The organism is Moraxella bovis (assembly GCF_002014975.1).
Taxonomy (GTDB): Bacteria; Pseudomonadota; Gammaproteobacteria; order Pseudomonadales; family Moraxellaceae; genus Moraxella; species Moraxella bovis.
Map to the genome: position 1 here is coordinate 1 of NZ_MUXV01000048.1, position 21,418 is coordinate 21,418.

19 protein-coding genes and 1 pseudogene are annotated in these 21,418 nt (G+C 46.6%); 6 read left to right on the forward strand and 14 right to left on the reverse strand.

The genetic code is table 11. The features are described 5' to 3' along the window. Positions 1-217: 217 nt before the first annotated feature. Together dnaN and recF are read left to right on the forward strand one after the other, a co-directional pair. Positions 218-1,360 carry a DNA polymerase III subunit beta gene (gene dnaN / locus B0182_RS10685; protein WP_078274924.1) on the forward strand — a complete coding sequence of 381 codons (1,143 nt, stop codon included), beginning with the start codon at positions 218-220 and terminating at the stop codon, positions 1,358-1,360. A 10-nt stretch (positions 1,361-1,370) separates the two neighbouring features. After that, on the forward strand, positions 1,371-2,516 hold the full coding sequence (gene recF, locus B0182_RS10690) for a DNA replication/repair protein RecF (RefSeq protein WP_078274925.1): 1,146 nt from the start codon (positions 1,371-1,373) through the stop codon (positions 2,514-2,516). A 76-nt stretch (positions 2,517-2,592) separates the two neighbouring features. Here the strand turns inward: recF and B0182_RS10695 are convergent, their stop codons facing one another. Continuing rightward, positions 2,593-4,521 carry an NAD(P)-binding protein gene (locus tag B0182_RS10695; RefSeq protein ID WP_078274926.1) on the reverse strand — a complete coding sequence of 643 codons (1,929 nt, stop codon included), beginning with the start codon at positions 4,519-4,521 and terminating at the stop codon, positions 2,593-2,595. Positions 4,522-5,001: 480 nt separating this feature from the next. On the opposite strand from B0182_RS10695, the gene B0182_RS10700 reads away from it, so the two are divergent. Next, a complete protein-coding gene (locus tag B0182_RS10700) occupies positions 5,002-7,362 on the forward strand; it encodes a helix-hairpin-helix domain-containing protein (protein WP_078274927.1) in 2,361 nt (786 codons plus the stop codon). Between the two features lie 280 nt (positions 7,363-7,642). Here B0182_RS10700 and B0182_RS10705 read toward each other — a convergent pair whose 3' ends face one another. The 8 genes and pseudogenes from B0182_RS10705 to B0182_RS10725 all read right to left on the reverse strand — a co-directional run bounded on the left by B0182_RS10705 (position 7,643) and on the right by B0182_RS10725 (position 11,846). Continuing rightward, a complete protein-coding gene (locus B0182_RS10705; protein WP_078274928.1) occupies positions 7,643-8,137 on the reverse strand; it encodes an Rrf2 family transcriptional regulator in 495 nt (164 codons plus the stop codon). A gap of 132 nt (positions 8,138-8,269) precedes the next feature. Next, complete coding sequence (locus B0182_RS10710) at positions 8,270-8,674, reverse strand: hypothetical protein (protein ID WP_078274929.1); 405 nt, start codon at positions 8,672-8,674, stop codon at positions 8,270-8,272. A 152-nt stretch (positions 8,675-8,826) separates the two neighbouring features. After that, the gene (locus tag B0182_RS14420; RefSeq protein WP_158079696.1) at positions 8,827-8,979 is read right to left on the reverse strand and encodes a hypothetical protein; all 153 of its coding nucleotides are present in this window, start codon (positions 8,977-8,979) and stop codon (positions 8,827-8,829) included. 67 nt (positions 8,980-9,046) lie between these two features. Next, positions 9,047-9,613: an oxidoreductase gene (locus tag B0182_RS14955; RefSeq protein WP_244893682.1), complete on the reverse strand. Its 567-nt coding sequence runs from the start codon at positions 9,611-9,613 to the stop codon at positions 9,047-9,049. Next, positions 9,529-10,145: pseudogene (locus B0182_RS14960) on the reverse strand (oxidoreductase). The gene B0182_RS14955 and the pseudogene B0182_RS14960 overlap by 85 nt, the downstream one beginning before the upstream one ends. Before the next feature lie 254 nt (positions 10,146-10,399). Beyond that, on the reverse strand, positions 10,400-11,176 hold the full coding sequence (locus B0182_RS10720; protein WP_280522603.1) for an LLM class flavin-dependent oxidoreductase: 777 nt from the start codon (positions 11,174-11,176) through the stop codon (positions 10,400-10,402). Then, positions 11,077-11,385 (reverse strand): LLM class flavin-dependent oxidoreductase, encoded by a 309-nt coding sequence (locus tag B0182_RS15230; RefSeq protein WP_280522597.1) that lies wholly within the window; start codon positions 11,383-11,385, stop codon positions 11,077-11,079. Before B0182_RS15230 ends, B0182_RS10720 begins: the two co-directional genes overlap by 100 nt. Positions 11,386-11,519: 134 nt before the next feature. Continuing rightward, entirely contained in the window at positions 11,520-11,846 is a 327-nt protein-coding gene (locus B0182_RS10725; RefSeq protein ID WP_078274930.1) for an ArsR/SmtB family transcription factor, read from the reverse strand. A 121-nt stretch (positions 11,847-11,967) separates the two neighbouring features. Here B0182_RS10725 and B0182_RS10730 point away from each other — a divergent pair, with 121 nt between their 5' ends. Then, complete coding sequence (locus tag B0182_RS10730; RefSeq protein ID WP_211271644.1) at positions 11,968-12,891, forward strand: pseudouridine synthase; 924 nt, start codon at positions 11,968-11,970, stop codon at positions 12,889-12,891. 49 nt (positions 12,892-12,940) lie between these two features. On the opposite strand, the gene B0182_RS10735 is transcribed toward B0182_RS10730, so the two are convergent. Beyond that, positions 12,941-13,156 carry a hypothetical protein gene (locus tag B0182_RS10735; protein WP_147287302.1) on the reverse strand — a complete coding sequence of 72 codons (216 nt, stop codon included), beginning with the start codon at positions 13,154-13,156 and terminating at the stop codon, positions 12,941-12,943. Positions 13,157-13,487: 331 nt separating this feature from the next. Here B0182_RS10735 and hemL point away from each other — a divergent pair, with 331 nt between their 5' ends. Together hemL and secA are read left to right on the forward strand one after the other, a co-directional pair. After that, positions 13,488-14,777 carry a glutamate-1-semialdehyde 2,1-aminomutase gene (hemL, locus tag B0182_RS10740; RefSeq protein WP_078274933.1) on the forward strand — a complete coding sequence of 430 codons (1,290 nt, stop codon included), beginning with the start codon at positions 13,488-13,490 and terminating at the stop codon, positions 14,775-14,777. A gap of 354 nt (positions 14,778-15,131) precedes the next feature. Beyond that, on the forward strand, positions 15,132-18,020 hold the full coding sequence (gene secA / locus B0182_RS10745; protein WP_078274934.1) for a preprotein translocase subunit SecA: 2,889 nt from the start codon (positions 15,132-15,134) through the stop codon (positions 18,018-18,020). A 127-nt stretch (positions 18,021-18,147) separates the two neighbouring features. On the opposite strand, the gene B0182_RS10750 is transcribed toward secA, so the two are convergent. The 4 genes from B0182_RS10750 to B0182_RS10765 are packed head-to-tail and all read right to left on the reverse strand — an operon-like array spanning position 18,148 to position 21,399. Next, positions 18,148-18,372 (reverse strand): DUF2190 family protein, encoded by a 225-nt coding sequence (locus B0182_RS10750; RefSeq protein WP_078274935.1) that lies wholly within the window; start codon positions 18,370-18,372, stop codon positions 18,148-18,150. 58 nt (positions 18,373-18,430) lie between these two features. Continuing rightward, entirely contained in the window at positions 18,431-20,260 is a 1,830-nt protein-coding gene (locus B0182_RS10755) for a hypothetical protein (RefSeq protein ID WP_078274936.1), read from the reverse strand. After that, positions 20,248-20,592 carry a hypothetical protein gene (locus B0182_RS10760; RefSeq protein ID WP_078274937.1) on the reverse strand — a complete coding sequence of 115 codons (345 nt, stop codon included), beginning with the start codon at positions 20,590-20,592 and terminating at the stop codon, positions 20,248-20,250. Before B0182_RS10760 ends, B0182_RS10755 begins: the two co-directional genes overlap by 13 nt. Continuing rightward, on the reverse strand, positions 20,593-21,399 hold the full coding sequence (locus B0182_RS10765; protein ID WP_078274938.1) for a hypothetical protein: 807 nt from the start codon (positions 21,397-21,399) through the stop codon (positions 20,593-20,595). Positions 21,400-21,418 lie beyond the last annotated feature (19 nt).

The following is a 21,418-nucleotide window of genomic DNA, read 5'->3' on the forward strand; positions in this document are numbered from 1 at the left end:
AAAATGGCTATCCGACCACTTAATCATATAAATTTTTAAGATTTTAACTTAATTTTTAAAATTAAGTGGTCGGATTGTGGCTCGAAGTCAAAATCCTTGTTGATATTGTAATATCAACTGCGAACTTTTCCTTGAAAAACGAGCGATTTCTCCTATTTTTTATTGCAAATACCAATATTCAACACGCCCTACATTTTTGTAAATATTAAGGATTTTTATGAAATTAGTCATTGATAAAGCCCTGCTCATCAAAGCCATGACGCTCATCATTGAGGCGGTGGATAATCATCACCAAATGGCGATTTTGGGCAACCTAAAACTCGTGCTAGAACCACAAAGCCTGACGATGACCGCGTCCGATTTGGAGGTGGAGCTGACCAATGTCATCAGTCTGCCCGAGGGGGCGTGCGTGACGGCAGGGGCGGTAACCATTCCTGCGGATAAGTTCTTTGGTATTTGTAAAGCTCTGCCTGATAACATGGTCAGCATTGAAGTGGCGGGCAGTCGCTGTTACATCACCAGTGGTAAGGGTAAATACATGCTCAGCACGCTACCTGCTCAGGATTATCCAAGCATTGGCGAGCCACGCTCAGAAAAGCTGGTTAAAATCGGACGTGACACTCTATTTAATCTCATCAAGCACACCCGCTTTGCCATGGCGACCCAAGACGTACGTCACTACTTGACAGGACTGCTCTTTGAGATTGAGGGTGACAAACTGACCGCAGTGGCAACCGATGGACATCGTTTGGCAGTGGCGTATCAGACCTTGGCGGACAGTCATGATGAAACCAAAGTCATCATCCCGGGTAAGGCGGTCAGTGGGTTAGAAAAACTCTTGACCGACCTACTAAAAACCGCCGAAGAAAATGGCGACATGGTAACTTTGGGGTTAGATAATGACTTTTTGACCGTCAGTTTAAACTTTGGCGGGCAGATGATGATATCTTTGACCGCCCGTTTGATTGAGGGTAAATTCCCCGATTACCGCCGTGTCATGCCAACCAATAACGATAAAATCGCCATTTTTAATAAAGACAGCATGGTCGAGGTTTTGCGTCGGGTGGCGGTGGTAAACACCAAAGACTCCCCTGGCGTGTTACTGCACTTTGCTAAAAGCGAGACGGTGGATGTCATCTCAACCAACCGTGAGCAAGACGAAGCCAGAGAAGAGGTGGCGGTCAATTACACAGGTGAGCCGATTGAGATTTCATTTAATGAGTCCTATTTGCGAGCTGTGCTAAATGTGCTAGAGGGTGACATTCGCCTAGAAATGGTACATCCGACCAGTCCGACACGCATTTATCAAGTGGGCGATGACCACAATTATCAATATGTTGTCATGCCCATGCGTGTGTGATGGGCAGGGCATGATCACACAGCTTCAAATCACCCACGTACGCAACCTAGCTCAGATAAGTCTGACACTCGCTGATTGTAATGTGTTCGTGGGTCGTAATGGCAGTGGCAAAACATCGCTTTTAGAAGCGGTGTTTTTGTTGTCTCGGGGTAAAACTTTTCGTCATCATGAACCCAAACGTTACATCAGTCATCATCAAAAATCCTGCACGGTGTGGGCGATGACAGAGTCTGACATGTTAGCAGTGCAAAAAAACTTAGATGAGCGACAGCTGGCAACGACGGTGTTAAAACTCAATGGGCAAACCGTGACAACCCAAAGTCCACTGACTTATGCCTTGCCAGTGTTGCCCATTGACCCTAGTGGGATGACGGTGTTAGAAGAGGGTAGTCATGCCAGACGGCAGATGTTGGACTGGCTGACGTTTCACGTGAAACAGGAGTTTTATGGAGAGTGGCTTGCCTATCAGCGACTGCTTAAACAGCGAAATCTATTACTAAAATCGCCCCGTGTGCGTGAGCGAGCGGGCGAAGTGCGGGCATGGGACAGTCAACTGGCGTATCATGCAGACAAGCTACACCAATGTCGGCAGGCGGTCTTTGAGCGGTGGCAGGTGTGCTTTGATGAGATGATGGGGCGACTACTACCACATTATCAGGGTGATATTTACCTGTCTTATCAAGCAGGCTTTGATGATAAGACAGGACTACTCTCTATATTAGCGTCTCGCTTGGGCTCTGACATGGAGCTGGGCTATACCCGCGTGGGGGCTCACCGTGCTGATGTGATGGTGATGTTAAAGCAGTCTGGTGATGGCGGACACATCAAAAGTCAGGCGGTGGATGTACTCTCTCGGGGCGAGAAAAAACTGCTCATCATCGCCCTAAGACTCTCACAACTACAAGTGATGTGTGCGTATCAGCAGGTACAGCCTGTGGTGCTTGTTGATGATATTGATGCAGAGCTTGATGTGGGGGCGATGAATGTACTACTAGACACACTACTGTCACTGCCTTGTCAGCTCATGATAACCAGTTTGCAAGATGAGACGACGGAGATGGTCGCCCAAAAACTATCAGCCCTGCATGAGCCAAGGACCTTTAAAAAGTTTCACGTGAAACAGGGTGATATCACGCCAGATGAGTGTTCCACGTGAAACAAGAATGTGTAATAAATAAGCGATAAAAAGAGCTTGGTGTTCAAGCTCTTTTGTTTTATTAAGGCTTTTCCACTTATGCCTTAATCTCTTGGACGGCTCGCCACGCTTGGTTTATTGCCCCGTCCGCATAAGGCATCCAGTTGGCATCAGAGTTTGCCATGTGGATATTACCATGAGCTTGTTTGACGCTATCTAGCGTTTTCTCAGCAATATCATCTTTGTCAAATAAGACGTTGCGTTCATAGCTGTATCCATGCCCCCAGCGGTTGATGGTGATGGCAAGAATCTTGTCGTCAAGATTCTCTCCTACTACGTCGTACATCTCACGCAGTTGGTCAAGGGCTTGCTTTTCTAGGTCGTGATAACTGGCTCGGTACAGCTCGGAGCGTCCGATTTTACAAGCTTCACGCACGTCTTTGCCTGTACCATAAGGTACAGCAATGCGTGCCATATGAATAACCATAGGCTCGCTCGGGTCTTTGGGGTAGTGATAACCGCCCATGCTTACAGGATAATCTATCATGATAAAGCAATAAGGGGCTTTGGGGGCGTAAAACTGCCATGCACCGAGCTTTTTAAAGGCTTGCCAATCCTTGACCAAGATTTTGGTATAAATCATTGGCACTCGGATGTTTTGTAAGTGGTCATCCTTTTGCGTTTGAGGTAGGTCGTTATCGATAAATGGTATCATGCCATGCTGACATGCTAAGATGCAGTGATGAGCGTCCACACGGTGGAGCTTACCGTCTTTTTTGTAGCCTATCATCACGCCTTTTTTGTCGTCGGTTTCGATGTTTTTGACTTGGACGGCGGTGGCATTTAGGCGGATATTGACAGACTGCTCGGGTGTGTCAAGCTTGGTGTAGTCAAATTTGTCCAATACGATGACTTCCATCTCGCTTTTGCCGTTGGCGTGGTCGGGGTTGGCGACAACTGCGGGTATCATCTTTTTGACCAGTAGGCGAGCGATGGAGGCGTTGCCATCAGGAAAGTGAAAAATATAAGGTTCGCTCTCGCCATCGTTATCGGCTTCTAGCCCTGATAATTCAAGTCCTGCATAGCCTTCATAAAAGGCATCATAAGCTGACAGACCATCAATGTTAAATCCCCAGTATTCCAAACAAAGCTCTTCCATATACGCCATCGCTCCTTGGGGGAGTTTGACATGGTCTTTTAAAAATTTATCATAACTGATGGATTGTAGATAGTCTTCTCGCTCGCCCAGTGTCATGTCGCCCAAATAGTCTTTGGGAGTGGTGTATAGCTCTATCAAGGCGGTTTTGTCCGTATCTGATAAAGGAGCTTTGGCAAACAGCTCTGTGGCGTTGTCAGCATTGGGCTCATCGGGCAGTACCACGCTTTGTCCAAAGATGGCTTTGTTAAAAAACACGCCCTGCTTGTTCATGCCTAGGTTTTTAAAATAATCTTGGTCATAATAGGTGTAGAATTTTTGTACATCAATACCAAGCTCATTAAGCAGTCCCATGGCTTCATCGCTATAATCGCTTGGGGTATCGATGGATTCACTACCGCCATAACTGAGTCGAAAGATGTCTTTGTCATCAACACTCTCGCTAAACTCATTGCGTTTGGCATGACCGCCAAAGTCATCATGGTTGTCTAATACTAAGATTTTGGCACTGGGAAACTTTTTTTGGTAAAAATAGGCACTGGCAAGCCCGCTAATGCCTGCCCCGACCACGACCAAATCTACCGTCTCTGATACGCTTTCGCCTGAGACATCAAACTGTACTTTTTTCCATGCCATCTCATGAGCGACATCATAACTGCCTGCATGATTGCCACGCAAGCCTGTCAGTTCGGGTGGATAGTTGGAGCTGGTTTTGGCGGTTGGTGGTAGGGTGTTGCCACTGGTTTTGGGAGAGTCTGCCTGTGGCGTGGGAGTGTCATCACTGCAAGCGGTTAGTGTGCCTGTGGCAAGGGAGGTGATGAGTAGGGCTGAGCCGTTTAAAAAATCACGGCGAGTGATACGTTTGTTCATTATTTAAGCAGGTGATAAAAAGATAGATTGTAACGCAAAATTTTTAAAAATCAATGAAAAAGTGATGGGTATAGATAGAAGTTTTTGAAAACGATAAAGCCCCAACTTGCGTTAGGGCTTATCGTATGGGTTTTGTAGTCCGTCTATCATCCGTGGTTCATGTGTCAGCGGTCATCCGTGGTGGCGCATCCATGTGCCGTCTTCCTTGCTGATGGGTGTATTATGCCAAAAGTTATCTTGTAAGAAAATATGCAAAAATCGCAAAGTTTTGTAAGTATATGCTTACAAACGCAAATCATGCCCCAAACCCCTTTATCAATGCTCGCACACCCAATATCAGCAAAATGACAAACGTAATCATGGTGGTACCTTGTGTAAAATGGATGAAAATAGACAAATCGGGGCGTGGATTTGTGCCTATCAAACACCCCCAAAACTTGTTATAATAGCACATTTATCATTCTCATACAGTAGGATATTATGGATACCCAAGCCACAAGCCCTAATGCCATCAACCACACCGCCATCTACCAAAAACTTGCCACAGACCATGCCGTGCGTGCCGAGCAGGTTCAAGCCTTTGCCGACTTATTAGACGAAGGGGTGAGCGTGCCATTCATTGCCCGTTATCGTAAGGATAAGACAGGCGGACTTGATGATGATATGCTTCGCACCCTAGAAAAAGCCCTAACGCACGAGCGGGATTTGGAGGTTCGCCGTAACAAAGTACTTGACCTTTTGACCGCCCAAAACGCCCTCACGGACGAACTTACCCTGCGTGTCAAAAACGCCATGAGTAAATTGGAGCTTGACGCCATTTATGAACCCTACCGCCCAAAACGCCGTACCTTGTCGGCTAAGGCGACTTTGGCAGGACTTCGCCCGATTGCTGAGCGGATTTTGGCAGGAGAGAGCTTGGACGCTGCTCTGTCCGACTACACGCCTGTTAGCACGGTAACGGACGAGCAGGGCGAGAGCTTTGATGTGGATTATAGCACTCGTGAGCTACAACTGGCAGGCGTGCAAGCGATTATTCTTGATGAATGGTCGCTCTATTTGGATTTGTTTGACAAGGTGCGGACGGGCTTTAACGCCACAGCAAGCATTCATTCAGAGCTTGTGGGTGAAGAAAAACGAGAAGCAGGCGAGAAATTCAAAGACTATTTTGACCATACCGAAACCTTTGCCAAGCTCTCCAATCATCGCCTACTTGCCATGCTTCGTGGCAGACAGGCAAACGTGCTTGTCCTATCCGTGCTTGGCGAAGATGAGCCGTTTGTCAATCAAATCAAAACCGCTTTTGGGGCGAGCGATACGGACGAGCGTGGGCAGTTTTTGAGCGAGACGGCAGACAGATTGTGGAATGCCAAATGGCGACCACAGATAGAGCATCGCCTATTGACCGAAAGACGACTGGACGCTGAGACGCACGCCATTGGCGTATTCGCCCAAAACCTAAAACACCTACTCATGACCGCCCCTGCTGGACGTAAAGTCATTCTAGGCGTGGACCCTGGTATCCGTCATGGTGTAAAAATGGCGGTGATTGACGGCACAGGCGATGTCGTGGCGACCGATACCGTGTACCCCTTTACCGACCCCACGACCGACAAGGCAAAGGCGGTGATTGCCAAACTCATTGCTGATTATGGCGTGGAGCTTGTCGCCATTGGCAACGGCACAGCAAGCCGTGAATCGGACGAGCTTGTGAGGTCGGTCATTAGCGAGAACAGCCTATCTGCCAAAGCGGTGGTGGTGAGTGAGGCGGGGGCGAGCGTGTATTCGGCAAGTGAGATTGCAAGTTACGAGCTACCCGAGCTTGATGTGTCGGTGCGTGGGGCGGTGTCTATCGCCAGACGATTGCAAGACCCTTTATCCGAGCTTGTCAAGGTTGAGCCAAAGGCAATCGGCGTGGGGCAATATCAGCACGATGTCAATCAAGCCGAGCTAGAATCTAGCCTTGACAAAGTAACCGAAGACTGTGTGAATGCAGTGGGCGTGGACGTGAACACGGCAAGCCCTGCTATTCTTGCCCATATCGCAGGGCTGAACAAAAATGTCGCCCAACAAATCGTGAACTACCGCCGTACCAATGGGGTATTCAAAAACCGTGAAGAGCTAAAAGCCGTACCACGCTTGGGCGTAAAGACTTTTGAGCAGTCGGCAGGATTTTTGCGTATCAAAGACGGCACTGAGCCACTAGACGCAACAGGCGTACACCCTGAGAGTTATGGACTTGTTTATGAGATTTTGCGTAAGGCGGACAAATCGCTGTCGGACGTGCTGGGCAACGAGACCCTTGCCAAATCGCTAAATGACAGCACGGACAATTTTAGCCAGCTTGCCACGGTGCTTGCCGAGCTTGCCAAACCTGCCCATGACCCCCGTGGCGAATTTAAAACCGCCAAATTCCGTGATGACGTGAGCGAAATGGGGCACTTGCAAATCGGCATGGAGCTAGAAGGTGTGGTAACGAACGTAACTGCGTTTGGCTGTTTTGTGGATATTGGCGTACACCAAGACGGGCTTGTGCATATCTCTGAGCTGTCCGACTGTTTTGTGGCTGACCCTGCGGACATAGTCAAACCCCAAGACATCGTCAAAGTGCGTGTGCTGTTGGTGGACGAGCCAAGAGGTCGCATTGGACTGTCTATGAAATCGCCTGACAAAAAAGACGTCTCAAAGTCCGATAAAGCGGATAAAGAATTTAAAGACAAGTCAAATACCAAACCAAACAACAAGCCCAATAATAAGCCAAAACGTGAATTTAACAAACCTAAAAACGAACCTGCCAAAGTAGGAAGTTTTGGGGCGTTGTTACAGCAGGCGGGGCTTAAATAGTTTGGGTTAGTCATTAAGAATAAAGGTGGGGTTGCCCACCTTTGTTTTGTCATGTACAAATCTAACAACAAAAACAAAGCCACAAATGGGGGTATTTGTGGCTTTTGTTATGTGGTTTTGCTACTTGCGGTGTTCCATGGTTTATCCATAATATCAGCGTTCATCCATGTTGGCTTATCCATTTGCCATCTCCTTGCTGATGGATGTATTATGCCAAAATGACGACCATAAGAAAATACGCAAAAATCGCAAAGTTTTGTCAGCATATGCTTACAAATACCTATCCCATATTTTTATCCAGAAGTGTCAATAACTCTTTGTCATTGGCCAGCACGTCAGCAAGGGTGTAGCCATCTAGCACCGCCACAAAGGCAAGCATGGCTTTATAAAACATGCCCTTTAAAAGGCAGGCAGGCGAGATGATACAGCTGTTGGTATCATCGCCGATATTGACTAAGCTGATTTTGCCGTCTGTGTTTTTGGAGTTGTCATCTAAGCATTCTAATATGCCAAAATCGCTCTCGGTATGGCGAATGAGTCGCCCGATGTTAATCTTGCTCGGGTCTTTGGCTAGGCGAATGCCCCCACCTTTGCCACGCACGCTCTCAATGTAGCCCAATTTACCCAGCTGATGAATGATTTTGGTGAGATGACTTTTTGAGATGTCGTAGGCTTGGGCGATGTCGTCAATGTTGGCAAGCCCACCATCTTTGGGCGTTACCGCCAGATAAATCAAAGAACGCAGGGCATAATCGCTATAATTGGTCAGTTTCATGTTGTTATTCTTCAAGTTAAAAGAATATTATAACAAATTTATGGGGGTTTTACTGTTTTTTGCTTGTTGCTGTTTGTGTGGGTTATGACGGAAATAATCAATGAAAAATCAATCAAAAGTGACAATAGGCATTTATTTTAAGCGTTTCCCGTCTTTGTCAAATATTCCGTATTTTTTACGCTGTGTAATTCGGTGTTGTCTTTCACCTTTGGCTTCTTCCAAAAATTCTGGGCGAATGCCAAACGGAGTTGAGCTTTTGCGTTTTATTCTTGGTTTATTAGGTTTGTCTTGTTGGTTGTTTTTGGAGTTTTTAAGAACAGTATAAAGACAGATAAGCGAAATGATAAAAGCCCCAATGCCAAAGATGAGTGCCATGCCTTGCGTATCAAAAACTGCGGTATTTTGTTCCGAAGGTGTGAGTTGGTGTGGTTTGATTGTGCTGGTGGTGACTGTATTATCAGGCTGTTCTGATAAGATGCGTTGATTGCTAAGTTCTTGAAATTCTTGCCAGTTTTGATTATTGGTGTTGTCGCTCATGATTTACGTTATGATAATTGCCATAAGGTTAGTATAGCAAGGTTTTTATCATTTGGGTAGCGTATTTGGAAGTAATGATTGTTGATTTTAAAGTGATTTAATCAGCTCTTGTATTCCAAGACCTGATTAAATCGTCAAAAGATTTGGGTAATCTAAATCTTACACGCACCGCCTTCACAGCCGTCATCATTGTTGCCATCAAATCCGCCGACCACGCTCACGTCCGCCAAATCGCCAAGCATGGTATCAAAGTCCAGCTCATCAAGGTTTAAATCGTCCAAATGAATTGCTTGTGAATTTGTCATGGGTGTCTCCGAGTTGGGTTTATAAAAATAAAAGATTGGATTGGCGAATCATTTCGCCCTTATTTGATTATATATCCAAAGGTTGCCATTCTTTACCCTTTAATGGCGGTAGATAGGCAAGCCCTTTTTGCTGATACGCCCAAAGCTGGTTTGGGATTTTGTAGATGTCGTTATTACGCTCGGGGTCGATGTGCGTGGCGATTTTGTCGGTGTCGCCTGTCTTTAATAGTGTGGCAAAATTGGGATTGGTTAGTACTGCCTTGCCCACAGCGATAAATTCTGCCCAGCCTGTATCATACGCACGTACCACATCATCGGCAGAGAGCAGACAACCCACGCCAATGAGCGGTAACTTGCCACCAATGCGGGCATGGAGCTGTTCTATGCGAGTCAAATTGGTGTCCGCCCCACGTCTTGCCTTTTTATAAAAATCCCACAACGAGACGTGCAAATATTGCAAAGGCTCATCTACCAGAGCATCAATCAAATCAAACGTGTTCGCCATTGTCAAACCATCATCGCCTGCTTCTTCTGGCGAAAAACGATAGCCTACGATAAATTCTGCCTTGTTGTGTTTGGCTTTTGTTTCATTGACCGTTGAAAACGCAAGCGGTTCTCCAAGCTTCCGCCCCATTCATCATCTCGCTTGTTGGCTTGGGGTGAGAAAAACTGCTGAATAAGATAATTATTCGCCCCATGAATCTCCACGCCATCAAACCCTGCTCGTATGGCAAGGTCGGTTGCCATGCCAAAGCCTGTGATGACCGCCTGTATCTCGTCCACGCTCATGGCTTTGGCGGACTGTTTGCCGTTATCCGTGTCAGACGGGGCGATGACTTCGCCAAACTGGGCAAGCGACTGATAATCGCCATGATGAATTTGCAAAATCGCTTTTGCACCGCCTTTTTTGATGATATTGGCGGTTTCGGTCAGGCTTGCCAAATGGCTCTCATTATAGGCGGACGGTTGCCTGACAAAGGCTTTACCGCTTGGGTGTACCAAAGTCGCCGCTGTGATAAATAAGCCAAAAACGCCCACTTTTTATCGGACAGTGTGCCGTCAGGGTTGGACGCATGGTGGGTCATTGGGGCTACGACAAGGCGGTTTTTGATTTCTACGCCATTATTTAGGGTAAACGGGGTAAAAAGTGGGGTGGTGTCATTCATAATTTTTCTCTTTAAAATAAAATGGTTAATTGATAAATTGGTGTTTTTAAATTGAACGGTAGGGTCGAATCACATTCGCCCTTGTAACATGTATTGGATTTTGGGTTCTTTATCCAAATACACTCTATAAAATGAAAAAGTACTACGGTTTTTCGTTCGTGGTGAGCTATGCCTGCCCATAATGGTTTTCCGCTACCCGCAGGCATAGCTCAGGGCGACGGAAAACTAGTTTTACAGGAAGTTTATTTAAAACATCAACCTTTTACCACATCAGCAAGCAATTCATACGAGCGAGCTTGTTTGTCTTTGTCATAAATATAGCTTACTGCCATAAATTCATCGGCATTGACTCGGCTTTGTAATTGCTCTAACTGAGCTTTGACCGTCTGTGGCGAGCCAATCACGCTACATGCCGTCATGCTCTTTGCCATAGATAGGGTATGCGGTGGAATACGACTCTCGATGTCAGAGGTAGGCGGTTTCATGCCTGAGCGTTCGCCTGTTACCACGTTTAAGAGAAACTGCAAACTGGTGGTAGAAAGGAGCTTCGCTTCGCTGTCGGTATCGGCAACAATGGCATTTAGCCCAACGATAACTTTGGGCTTGTCAAGCACGTCAGATGGCTTAAATTCCCTGCGGTAAATCTCCACCGCCTGCACCAAAAACCGTGGGGCAAAATGAGACGCAAAGGCATAAGGCAAACCAAGCTCTGCCGCCAAATACGCACTCTCAGGGCTGGAACCCAAGATATACAGTGGCACGTTTAGCCCTTTGGCAGGGTAGGCTCGAACTTTGTCGCTGTCGTCATTGCCAAAATAAAACTGCAACTCTTTGATATCACTAGGAAAACTCATCGCAAACTCATCTTGATGACGGCGAATGGCTCGGGCGGTGGCAGGATCAGTACCAGGGGCTCTCCCAAGCCCCAAATCTACACGGTCAGGATATAGGCTTGCCAGCGTGCCATACTGTTCGGCAACGACAAAGGGCGAATGATTGGGGAGCATGACACCGCCCGACCCGACTCGGATTGTGCTTGTCTTGTCAAGCACACGCTGGATAAGTAGGCTCGTGGCGGAACTTGCCAGATATAGGGCATATTGTGGTGTTCGGCAATCCAGTAGCGAGTGTAGCCTGTGCGTTCGGCAAGCTGTGCAAGCTCTACCAAATTATCAATCGCTTGGTTAAAAGTCTCGCCGTCTCGTAAGGGGGCTAGATTTAAAATAGACAAATCGGTCATGGTTTTTCTCGCTTTTACATTTATAAAAATTTAGATATGTTTTGGCAAAATTTTTGGGGCTATTTGATTAAATGGATGGGTGGGGGCAAATCGTATTCGCTCAATTATCAACACACCGCAAAAGGCAAATTATTTTAATGAGACAACCTGCCAATCTCATCATGCACTTGGCGGATAAAGCCGTCCACACCGCTTGGGCAGTAGCGGTAATACGTCCATTTGCCAAGGCGTTTGCTCTCTATTAGCCCTGTTTGTTGTAGGCTATTTAAGTAGCTTGAAATCACCGACTGGGCAAGCCCTGATTTGTCGGCAATCACACCCACACAAATCCCACCGTCAAAACCCGTTTCGTCACAGCGTAAAGCGTCCGCCCCAAAATGCATGGCAGGGTCTTTGAGCCACAGCAAAATCTGATAGCGGACATCGTTGGCAAGCACTTTAAAAATGTCGGTGGATTTCATGAATACAGATAATCTAAAAATAATATATTATTATATCTATAAATTTAGATATGTCAAGCTCATCACGCTATCATAAATATGATAAAATGGCGTCAAGATAACGTAATCAAAAAAACACACCATGCCCCACACCACACTGCCCATGAAAGACGGTATTTCTCCAAGTTGTCTTTATTTAGAAAAATTAAACAATCAGCCCAAGAGTCTACTGGCGTTTTTATGCCAAAAATTCCCCCACATCAGCCCTGATGAGTGGCAGGCACGCTTTGACAGTGGCGATGTTTGGGGAGATATTTCAGATAAGATGACAGGCGGTGTCGCCCCTTTGACGGCAGAGACGCCTTATGTGCATGGATGGACGATTTATTATTATCGAGCCCTACAAGATGAGATTGCCGTGCCGTTTGATCATCAGATTCTCTTTGAAAATGATGAGTTCATGGTGGTAGATAAGCCCCATTTTTTGGCGGTAACGCCATCGGGCAGTTATGTCAAACAGACCCTGCTTGCTCGCCTAAAAGCTGATACGGGCAATGCCGATTTGTCCCCCATTCACAGGCTAGACAGAGAGACGGCAGGGCTGATACTCATCAGTAAAAATGTCGCCACACGCCATCAGTATCAAGCCTTATTTGCTCATCATGCCATTACCAAAGTGTATCACGCCATCGCCACTGTTAATCATAACTTAATAATTCCGATAGATGTTCGCTTGCATTTGGAGCGTGGCGAGCCGTTTTATGTCATGCGTGTCAATGCTGACAAACCTGCCAATACCCACACGCACATTGATATTTTGGCGGTCAAAGGCGACCTTGCCAAATACGAGCTTCGCCCTACGACGGGCAAACTTCATCAGTTAAGAGTTCATCTAAACCATCTTGGCATACCCATCTGTCATGACCCTTATTATCCATCAGTCCGTCATAAACCCAAAGATGACTTTATCAATCCTTTGCAACTACTTGCCAAACACCTTGTATTTAACGACCCCATCACAGGCGAGCGGTGGGAATTTACATCAAAGCAAAATCTAGCTTTATAAAAAACCCTGCGACTGGGCAGGGTTTTGGGGTAGATTTGCCAGTGTTAAATCACCAAAATAAAAAACTTACCCCAAGCAAAATAAGTAGCACGCATTGGAGTGTCAAAAAGGTTTGGTGTTTTTTTAAAAACGCCACAAGGGGCGAGTCGTGCTTTTTGTCGTCCATATTTTGGACGGTCAGCGTGTCAAGCTCTTGCTTGGTGGGGTGTTTGTTGTCATTCATGGGGGCAACTGATTTCTTATTGACAAAATCATTGGGGCTCATGCTCATGACCATGTCAAATCTCCGTGGTACTGATGTTTGCTTTTTGCTCAATTTATTGTAATTTTATGTAAATAAATATTACGATAAATATTTTTTGTGTTATTTGTTGTACTATTATATCGGTTTTTTTGAAAAATTTAAATAAAAAATAGCATTTTTGTGTAAAATTCATCAGTATTTTTGTAAATTTCTATTTTTAACAAAACGAATGAATATTTCCAATCTCTTACCAAACACCCATTAAGCAAAATCAAATCAGACAGTCATGCCAAAAAATGATAAAATAGGCTGATTTGTTCATTTTCTTTTTATTAATAATATAGGAACTGCCATGACACTTACCGCCGACCAAGTCTTATTTGAAAAAGCCAAACGCCACATTCCAGGGGGTGTAAACTCGCCCGTGCGCGCTTTTGCAGGAGTGGGCGGTACGCCTGTGTTCGTGAGCCGTGCCAAGGGTGCGTATATGTACGACACCGAAGGGCGTGAATACATCGACTATGTGGGTTCGTGGGGGCCCATGATTTTGGGACATGCTCACCCCAAGGTCATCGATGCGGTAAAGCTCGCCTGTGATGACGGCTTGTCCTTTGGGGCTCCCACACCCTTTGAGACGACCATGGCGGATTTGATTGCCGATATTATTCCACACATTGAGCTCGTTCGCATGGTGTCATCAGGGACGGAGGCGACCATGAGTGCCATTCGTCTGGCTCGTGGCTACACAGGGCGAGACAAGATTGTCAAATTTGAAGGGTGCTATCATGGGCATTCAGATAGCCTACTTGTCAAGGCAGGCTCTGGTATGCTGGACATTGGCGAGCCGACATCCAAGGGCGTGCCTGCTGATTTTGCCAAGCATACCGTAACCTTGCCTTATAATGACATTGATGCGTTGCGTTCTGCCTTTGACAAATTTGGCGATGAATTTGCGTGCGTGATTTTAGAGCCGATAGCGGGCAACATGAACATGGTTATCCCAAGCCAAGAATTTCATAACACCCTGCGTGAGCTTTGCACCAAGCACGGGGTGGTGTTGATTTTTGATGAAGTGATGACGGGCTTTCGTGTGGGACTGCGTGGAGCAAGCAACCATTTTGGCATTACCCCCGACCTTAGCACCTTTGGCAAAATCATCGGGGCTGGCTTGCCTGTGGGAGCATTTGGCGGTAAGCGTGAGATTATGGAATGTATCGCTCCTTTGGGCGGTGTTTACCAAGCAGGGACATTGTCTGGCAACCCCTTAGCCATGCGTGCAGGTAAGGCGATGTTTGATGAATTAACTCGTCCGAATTTTTATGAAGAATTGACCGCCAAAACTGCCAAACTGGTAAACGGCTTACAAGCACTTGCCGACAAACACGGCATAGATTTTGCAAGCTGTCATGTGGGCGGTATGTTTGGGCTGTTTTTTGCCAAAGAATTGCCCAAAAACTTTAATGACGTGGCATGCGCCGACACCAAACGCTTTAACCAGTTTTTCCATGCCATGCTAAAACAGGGCATATACCTTGCTCCGTCTGCCTTTGAAGCGTCCTTTATGTCCATCGCCCATACCGATGACGACATTGAGCGGACACTTGTGTGTGCGGATAAGGCATTTGGTGAGCTGATTGGTTGATTTTTTAAAATTGACTACCATATAATTTGATTGTATTACTAGGGCGTGCCTACCCTTTATAACACTATTTACAATATAGACATATTTTAGAAAAACTAATCGTTTTTGCATGAAAAATGGCTATCCGACCACTTAATTTTTAAAATTAAGTTAAAATCTTAAGATTTATCAGATTAAGTGGTCGGATGTTTTTCATAATAAAAACTTGCCTGATAGAAAACTCACAGCCTCAAGTTTTTTCCTTGAAAAACGTGCGATTTTTCTCATTTTTCATTGCAAATATAAAAGTTCAACACGCCCTAATTAAAGTTGCTGTTATAAAATATTTTGCCCTGTGCAATTTGGAAAAAAACCATGTTAACAAAAGCCATCAGTGCTGTATTCGGCACCAAAAACGAACGTGAATTAAAGCGTATGCAAAGGCAGGTGGACAAGATTAACGCCCTTGAACCCACAATCTCAGCACTGTCTGATGATGAGCTACGCCAAAAAACCGATGAGTTTAAAAGCCGTCACGCCAATGGTGAGAGTCTTGATAAGCTCTTGCCCGAGGCGTTTGCCGTGTGCCGTGAAGCGTCCAAACGTGTGAACGGCATGAGACACTATGACGTCCAGCTCATCGGTGGCATGACCTTGCACGAGGGTAAGATTGCCGAGATGAAAACGGGCGAGGGTAAGACCCTAATGGCAACCCTTGCCATGTACCTAAACGCCATCAGTGGCAAGGGCGTGCATGTCGTAACCGTGAACGACTATCTGGCAGGGCGTGATGCTGAGCTAAACCGTGGGCTGTTTAGTTTCTTGGGGCTGACGGTGGGCGTGATTTATAGCCAACAGCCCCCCCATGAGAAATTTGATGCTTATCGTGCCGACATCACTTATGGCACCAATAACGAATACGGTTTTGATTATCTGCGTGATAACATGGTGTTTAGCAAAGATGAGAAAAAACAGCGTCCGCTCAATTACTGTATCATCGATGAGATTGACAGTATTTTGATTGATGAGGCTCGGACACCGCTCATCATCTCAGGGCAAGCCGAGGACTCGGCTCATCTGTATGCCTTGATTAACAACATCATTCCCCGCCTAAAAAAATCCGACAACGAAGAGGATAATAAAAACAACGTGGCGGAGGATTTTTGGATTGATGAGAAAAACCGAGCCATTGAGATTAGCGAAAAGGGCTATGAGAAAATTGAGCATTTTTTGGTGGAAGTGGGCGAGCTTGGCGAAAACGAAAGCCTATACAGTCCTGCTCGCTTGCCTCTACTGGCTCATGTGCAGGCGGCGATTAGGGCTCATCATCTGTTTATTAAAAACGTGCATTATATCATCTCTGATGATAATGAGATTGTCATTGTGGACGAAAATACGGGGCGTACCATGCCGGGCAGACGGTGGAGCGAGGGGCTACACCAAGCGGTAGAAGCCAAAGAAGGCGTGGAAATTCAAGCCGAAAACCAAACCATGGCGACCACCACGTTCCAAAACTATTTTCGTCTGTATGACAAGCTCTCTGGCATGACAGGGACAGCAGATACCGAAGCGGCGGAGTTTAAATCGACTTATGACATTGATGTGGTCATCATTCCAACGCACCGTCCGATTGCTCGTGTGGATTTAAACGACCAAATTTTCTTATCCAAATTGGGCAAATATCAAGGGATTATCCGTGAGATTCGCCAAATCACTGCCAAGGGCGCACCTGTGCTGGTCGGTACGGCAACCATTGAGGCAAGTGAGGAGCTGTCGTATTTGCTTGACCAAGCTGGCATTAAACACAACGTCCTAAACGCCAAACAGCACGAACGAGAAGCCGAAATCATCGCCCAAGCAGGCAGACCGTCTGCGGTAACCATTGCCACCAACATGGCAGGCCGTGGTACGGATATTATCCTAGGTGGTAACTGGCAGGCGGAGATAGAGGATTTGGACGCACTCACCGATGCCCAAAAGAGCGAGTTACAAAGCCAATGGCAAGCTCGCAACGAAGCGGTCAAAGCGGCAGGGGGTCTGCACATCATCGGCTCTGAACGCCACGAATCACGCCGCATTGATAACCAGCTTCGTGGGCGTGCAGGGCGACAAGGCGACCCTGGTCAGTCTCGCTTTTTCTTGTCATTAGAAGATGACTTGATGCGGATTTTTGCAGGCGACCGTGTGGTGTCGATGATGCGTGCCATGGGGCTAAAAGAGGACGAAGCCATTGAACATAAAATGGTGTCTCGCTCGATTGAGAACGCACAGGGAAAGGTAGAAGCTCGTGATTTTGACGCTCGCAAAAGCTTGCTAAAATATGATGATGTCGCTAACGAACAGCGTAAGGTTATCTATGGACAGCGTGATGGCTTGCTAGAAGAGGTTGATTTACAAGAGTCCATCAAAGCTATGCACCATGAGGTGTATAACGCTCTTATCACGCAGTTCGTGCCAGAGGGTTCGGTCGATGACCAGTGGAACATTGACGGGCTAGAAGATGAGATTGAGGACGCCTTTGGCTATTATATGCCGATTAATGATTGGCTAGATGCTGACCGCCGTCTTGATGAAGAGGGCTTGCGTGCTAAGATTATTGATTTTGCCATCGCCCATTATCAGAAAAAACGTGAGTCTATGGGCGAGCAAAACGCTGCCCGATTGGAGCGTGATTTTATGCTCCGTAACCTTGATCGCCATTGGAAAGAGCATTTGACCCAAATGGATCAGCTCCGTAAAGGCATTCATTTGCGTAGCTACGCCCAAAAGAATCCTGAGCAAGAGTACAAGCGTGAATCTTTTGATTTGTTCCAGTCCATGCTTGGGGCGATTAAATCAGACGTGGTGCAGGACTTGGCACGGGTGCATATCGCAACCCCAGAAGAGATTGCCCAAATGGAAGAAGAACGTCGCCGTCAAGCCGAGATGATGCGACTGCATTTCGAGCATAATGACATGGGGCTAGAAGGCGAGATTGTCACCGATGAGAGTCGCCCACGAGCCACCCAAAACGTTCAGCGTATCACGGTCAGTCTGGGCGGTGCGGCATCCATGCCGAACCTTTCGCCAAACGGTCACGTCAATACCAACACTAATACCAACGCCAATACTGGCACTGACACCAACCAAAGCATGGCAGATGTGAGCGATACCACAGCACCCCAAAGCATCGATGATGTCTTTATCCCTGCCAATATCAACCGTAACGCCCCCTGCCCCTGCGGTAGTGGCTTAAAGTATAAGCAATGTCATGGTAAGATTTAGCATTTAAAAACATAACCATCTGTAAAATCGCAAAAATATCTGCATAAAATCGCAAAAATTTCTGCATAAAGAAAACTCAATTATGCAGATATTTTTATCACAGTATGCAGATATTAATCTAACAAACTTACACCCCAAACTCCCCTCGCTCCCCCTGCGGAGCTTGCCCTGTGATTTCATGAGTCTGTCGGTCATAATAGACCATATCGCCCACCTCTGCCTGTCCGTTTAGCACGACAAACACCCCACCGAGTGTCTGCCCGACCACCACGCCTTGCCCCTTTTGACCTGTGATTTGTGCCACGCCTTTGGGTGTGGCAAAGAGCTTGCTAAATGTTTGATATAAATTCATTTTTTTTGCCTTTGAATTATTGACTTTTTAGAGCATTAATGTATAATATAATCGGCTATTAATTTCCCATATACCTATCAAGCCCTACCACCTGCCAAATGGTCGGCACGCCATTTTCCACCTTGACCTGCACCTCAACACTGACCACCACTGCCTTATAACCGCCGTCATCGTTGATTTGCCAAACATCGCCCACCACCGCAAGGGGCAAGCCGTATTTATCCGCCCAACGTGTCGTTACCGTCATGTCCATGTGCGTGCCTGATTCTGACAGTATTTGCACGCCTTTGGCAATGGTGGCGATTTGGTCGGTCAATAGCTCGTCAGACTGTGTGGGTGCCTCTGTCATGCGTGCCGACTGTCTGCGATAGACGTTATCAAGACGGCTTGTACTGGTCAGCCACACATTATCATAAAGAGGACTTACTCTTTGTTGCTCACTGATGCTTTTTACAGGGTCAAGAGCAAGGATTAAAGCAGGTTCAGCCGTGGCAAGCTTCCACGCAGGCACTTTGTAGCGAGGTTTAATGACAAGGCTTGGCTCGTGCGGATGCGAATACACAAACGCCCCACACGCCTCTGCCACATCATGTATTACCCCCATCGGGGTTTTGTCGGTACTATATACCCCTTTTTTAATCAGCCAATCAGGGGCTTGATATTCTGCCGTCATGCCTGTATTTACCATCGCACTCATGATAAGCTGACTGGCGTAGAGGGCTTGATTTAACCCGCCTTGTTTATTTGTCGCATAGTCTGCTGACAGGCGAGCGGTAACACTTCGTCCTGATAACGTGTAGCTGTGATTGACAAATGAGCGGTTTTTGCTAAGCTCCTCAGCAATGATGACAAAGCGGTGGTTGTTAATGACCACGCTAATCATCGGCTCATTACCACGGCTGCCTAGCTTGTCTTTGATTTTATCAAAGTCTTTGGTGGGGATTTCAATTTGTCCTTGCCAACAAAAGCTGTCCATGTCGGTCTTAATGCTAAATGACAAGGGATTTACATTGACCCCACCGATGGTTGCAGTGATGGTATTATGCACGATATAAGCTCCTAAATTGGGGGTGGCAGTCGGTGGTAAGTCATGCCAACAAATAAGCGGTAGGGGCAAGGCACCCGCAGGGTGCTCGCCTCGTTTGCGTCTTAAAGCCAGTGGCAGGCGGTCAGATGGTGGTCTGATACGACAATACGAGACGGGCTTGTCAGGCTCAGGCTCTGGCACAGGATAATAACGACATGGCACAGGAGTGCTGTGGGTTATCGTGTGTGTGCTAGGGCGAGCAATCAGCGTACTGCCTGCTTGGTGGGTGTTATCGCCAAATAGTCCTGCCACGTCTGATAAATTGCCCTGCGTACCGCCCTGCAAATAGCCCTTAGCCCCATATTTGACAAGATTACAACTAAACAGTCCCACACCATCGCTCACGCTGATGTGATGAGCGTGGTGAAGTGCCATGAGAGCTTGCCATGTGTGCTGATAGACACTGCCAATCAGATAAGGCGTACCCATAGCACTATCTGCCCCACTAGCAACAGGGGCAAAATGACGAGTAGACATATCACGCCCATAAGCCATTGTTAGCGTATCACCATACACCACACTATACGCCCGTGCCACCTCATCACTTGCTATACTCACTTGTCTGCCCATATTCACGCCCTGTGGGTCAGATATTAGGCTATCAAACTCTGCCATGACAGGGTTTTGTCTTTTTGGGGTTGGGTCAGTGGGCTTAGGTGTTGGGTCAATCGGTGTTGGCAAGACCACATCCAGCGTGCTTAACTTACGATTTAGGGTAAGCGGTAAGCGGTCGGACGGTGGTCTGTCGCTTATCCGCCGTGTCAGTGGCAAGGGCAATTTATCACGGGTCAGGTCTGCCATGACTGCCACAGTTCCATTTGCTCGGCTTGGGTTTTGTCGCTCATGGGGGTTACATAATCCCAAGTGGCAGGTTCGTAACGCTCCACCCCATCGGATGGGGGCAGGTCTCGTGCCATGATGAGATACTGCTGATTTGGGTCAAGATTGTTAATCAGATAATGCCCGTTGTCAAGACTGTAAAAGCGTGAATGCACCGACAAATCCATATTAAACACCACCATTTCACGGCGGGCAGGGACACCGCCCACTGTTACAATACCGTCATTATCCCCTGCGATGTAGCCCACATTAGGTAGGGCAAGAGCCACATCTGCTTTGCTGTGTACTTGCATTTAGTACTCCCAGTAGTCTAAGTAAATCATCACCCCAAAGCTATAATTGGCTTGGTAATAACTATTTGTACCATTGACCACATATATATACAACACAGGTCTGCCTTGATATTCGGTGATCTGAATATCCGTTGGCAAAGTCAGACTGTTTTGTATCAGTAAGGCGGGCTGAGAGCCGAGCAATGCCCCATCTTGTCGCCAAAAGACATCAGAGACTAGGCTAACCAAGAAGTCTTTTTTGAGCGATTTTACTAAGTCATAGCCATTAGATAAGATACGGGCGTTGGTATAGTTGCCAATTTTAAGACTGCCTAAAAAGCTGTTGTAATTAGAACTTGATAAGTTCCCAATATTTAGCCGTACAAAGTTAATATTATTATCATTAATCGCTGATTTAATGAGACCCAAATACCCCACTTGGCTCATGCCATCTGTGGTAATGACAAAATACACACCGAGTTCGCAGACTAACATTGTCCAGCTTGGATTTCTGGCGTGTGATTTTTGTGTGTTGCTAGCCCATTGCGATGCCTTATTTGTGTCATTATAATAATAAGGCTTATATGCCGAATTATCCTCCTCCACACCAAACTTGTCCATCATGATGTTCGGACTGATAAAATCACACGAATGGTCGGTTTCGTTGTCAAGCATAAATCCTGCCCCTGCCTTATTACCGTAGCCTGTTACCAGACAGGCTTTCCACACGCTTTTATAATCGCCCATCGCCCCTGTGAGCTGTGGGGCTTGTAGGTCGGTGGATTGGTAGAGTTTGGGGGTTAGGGTGATGGGATTTAAATAGCTCATAAATTATCCTTTAAAGCTT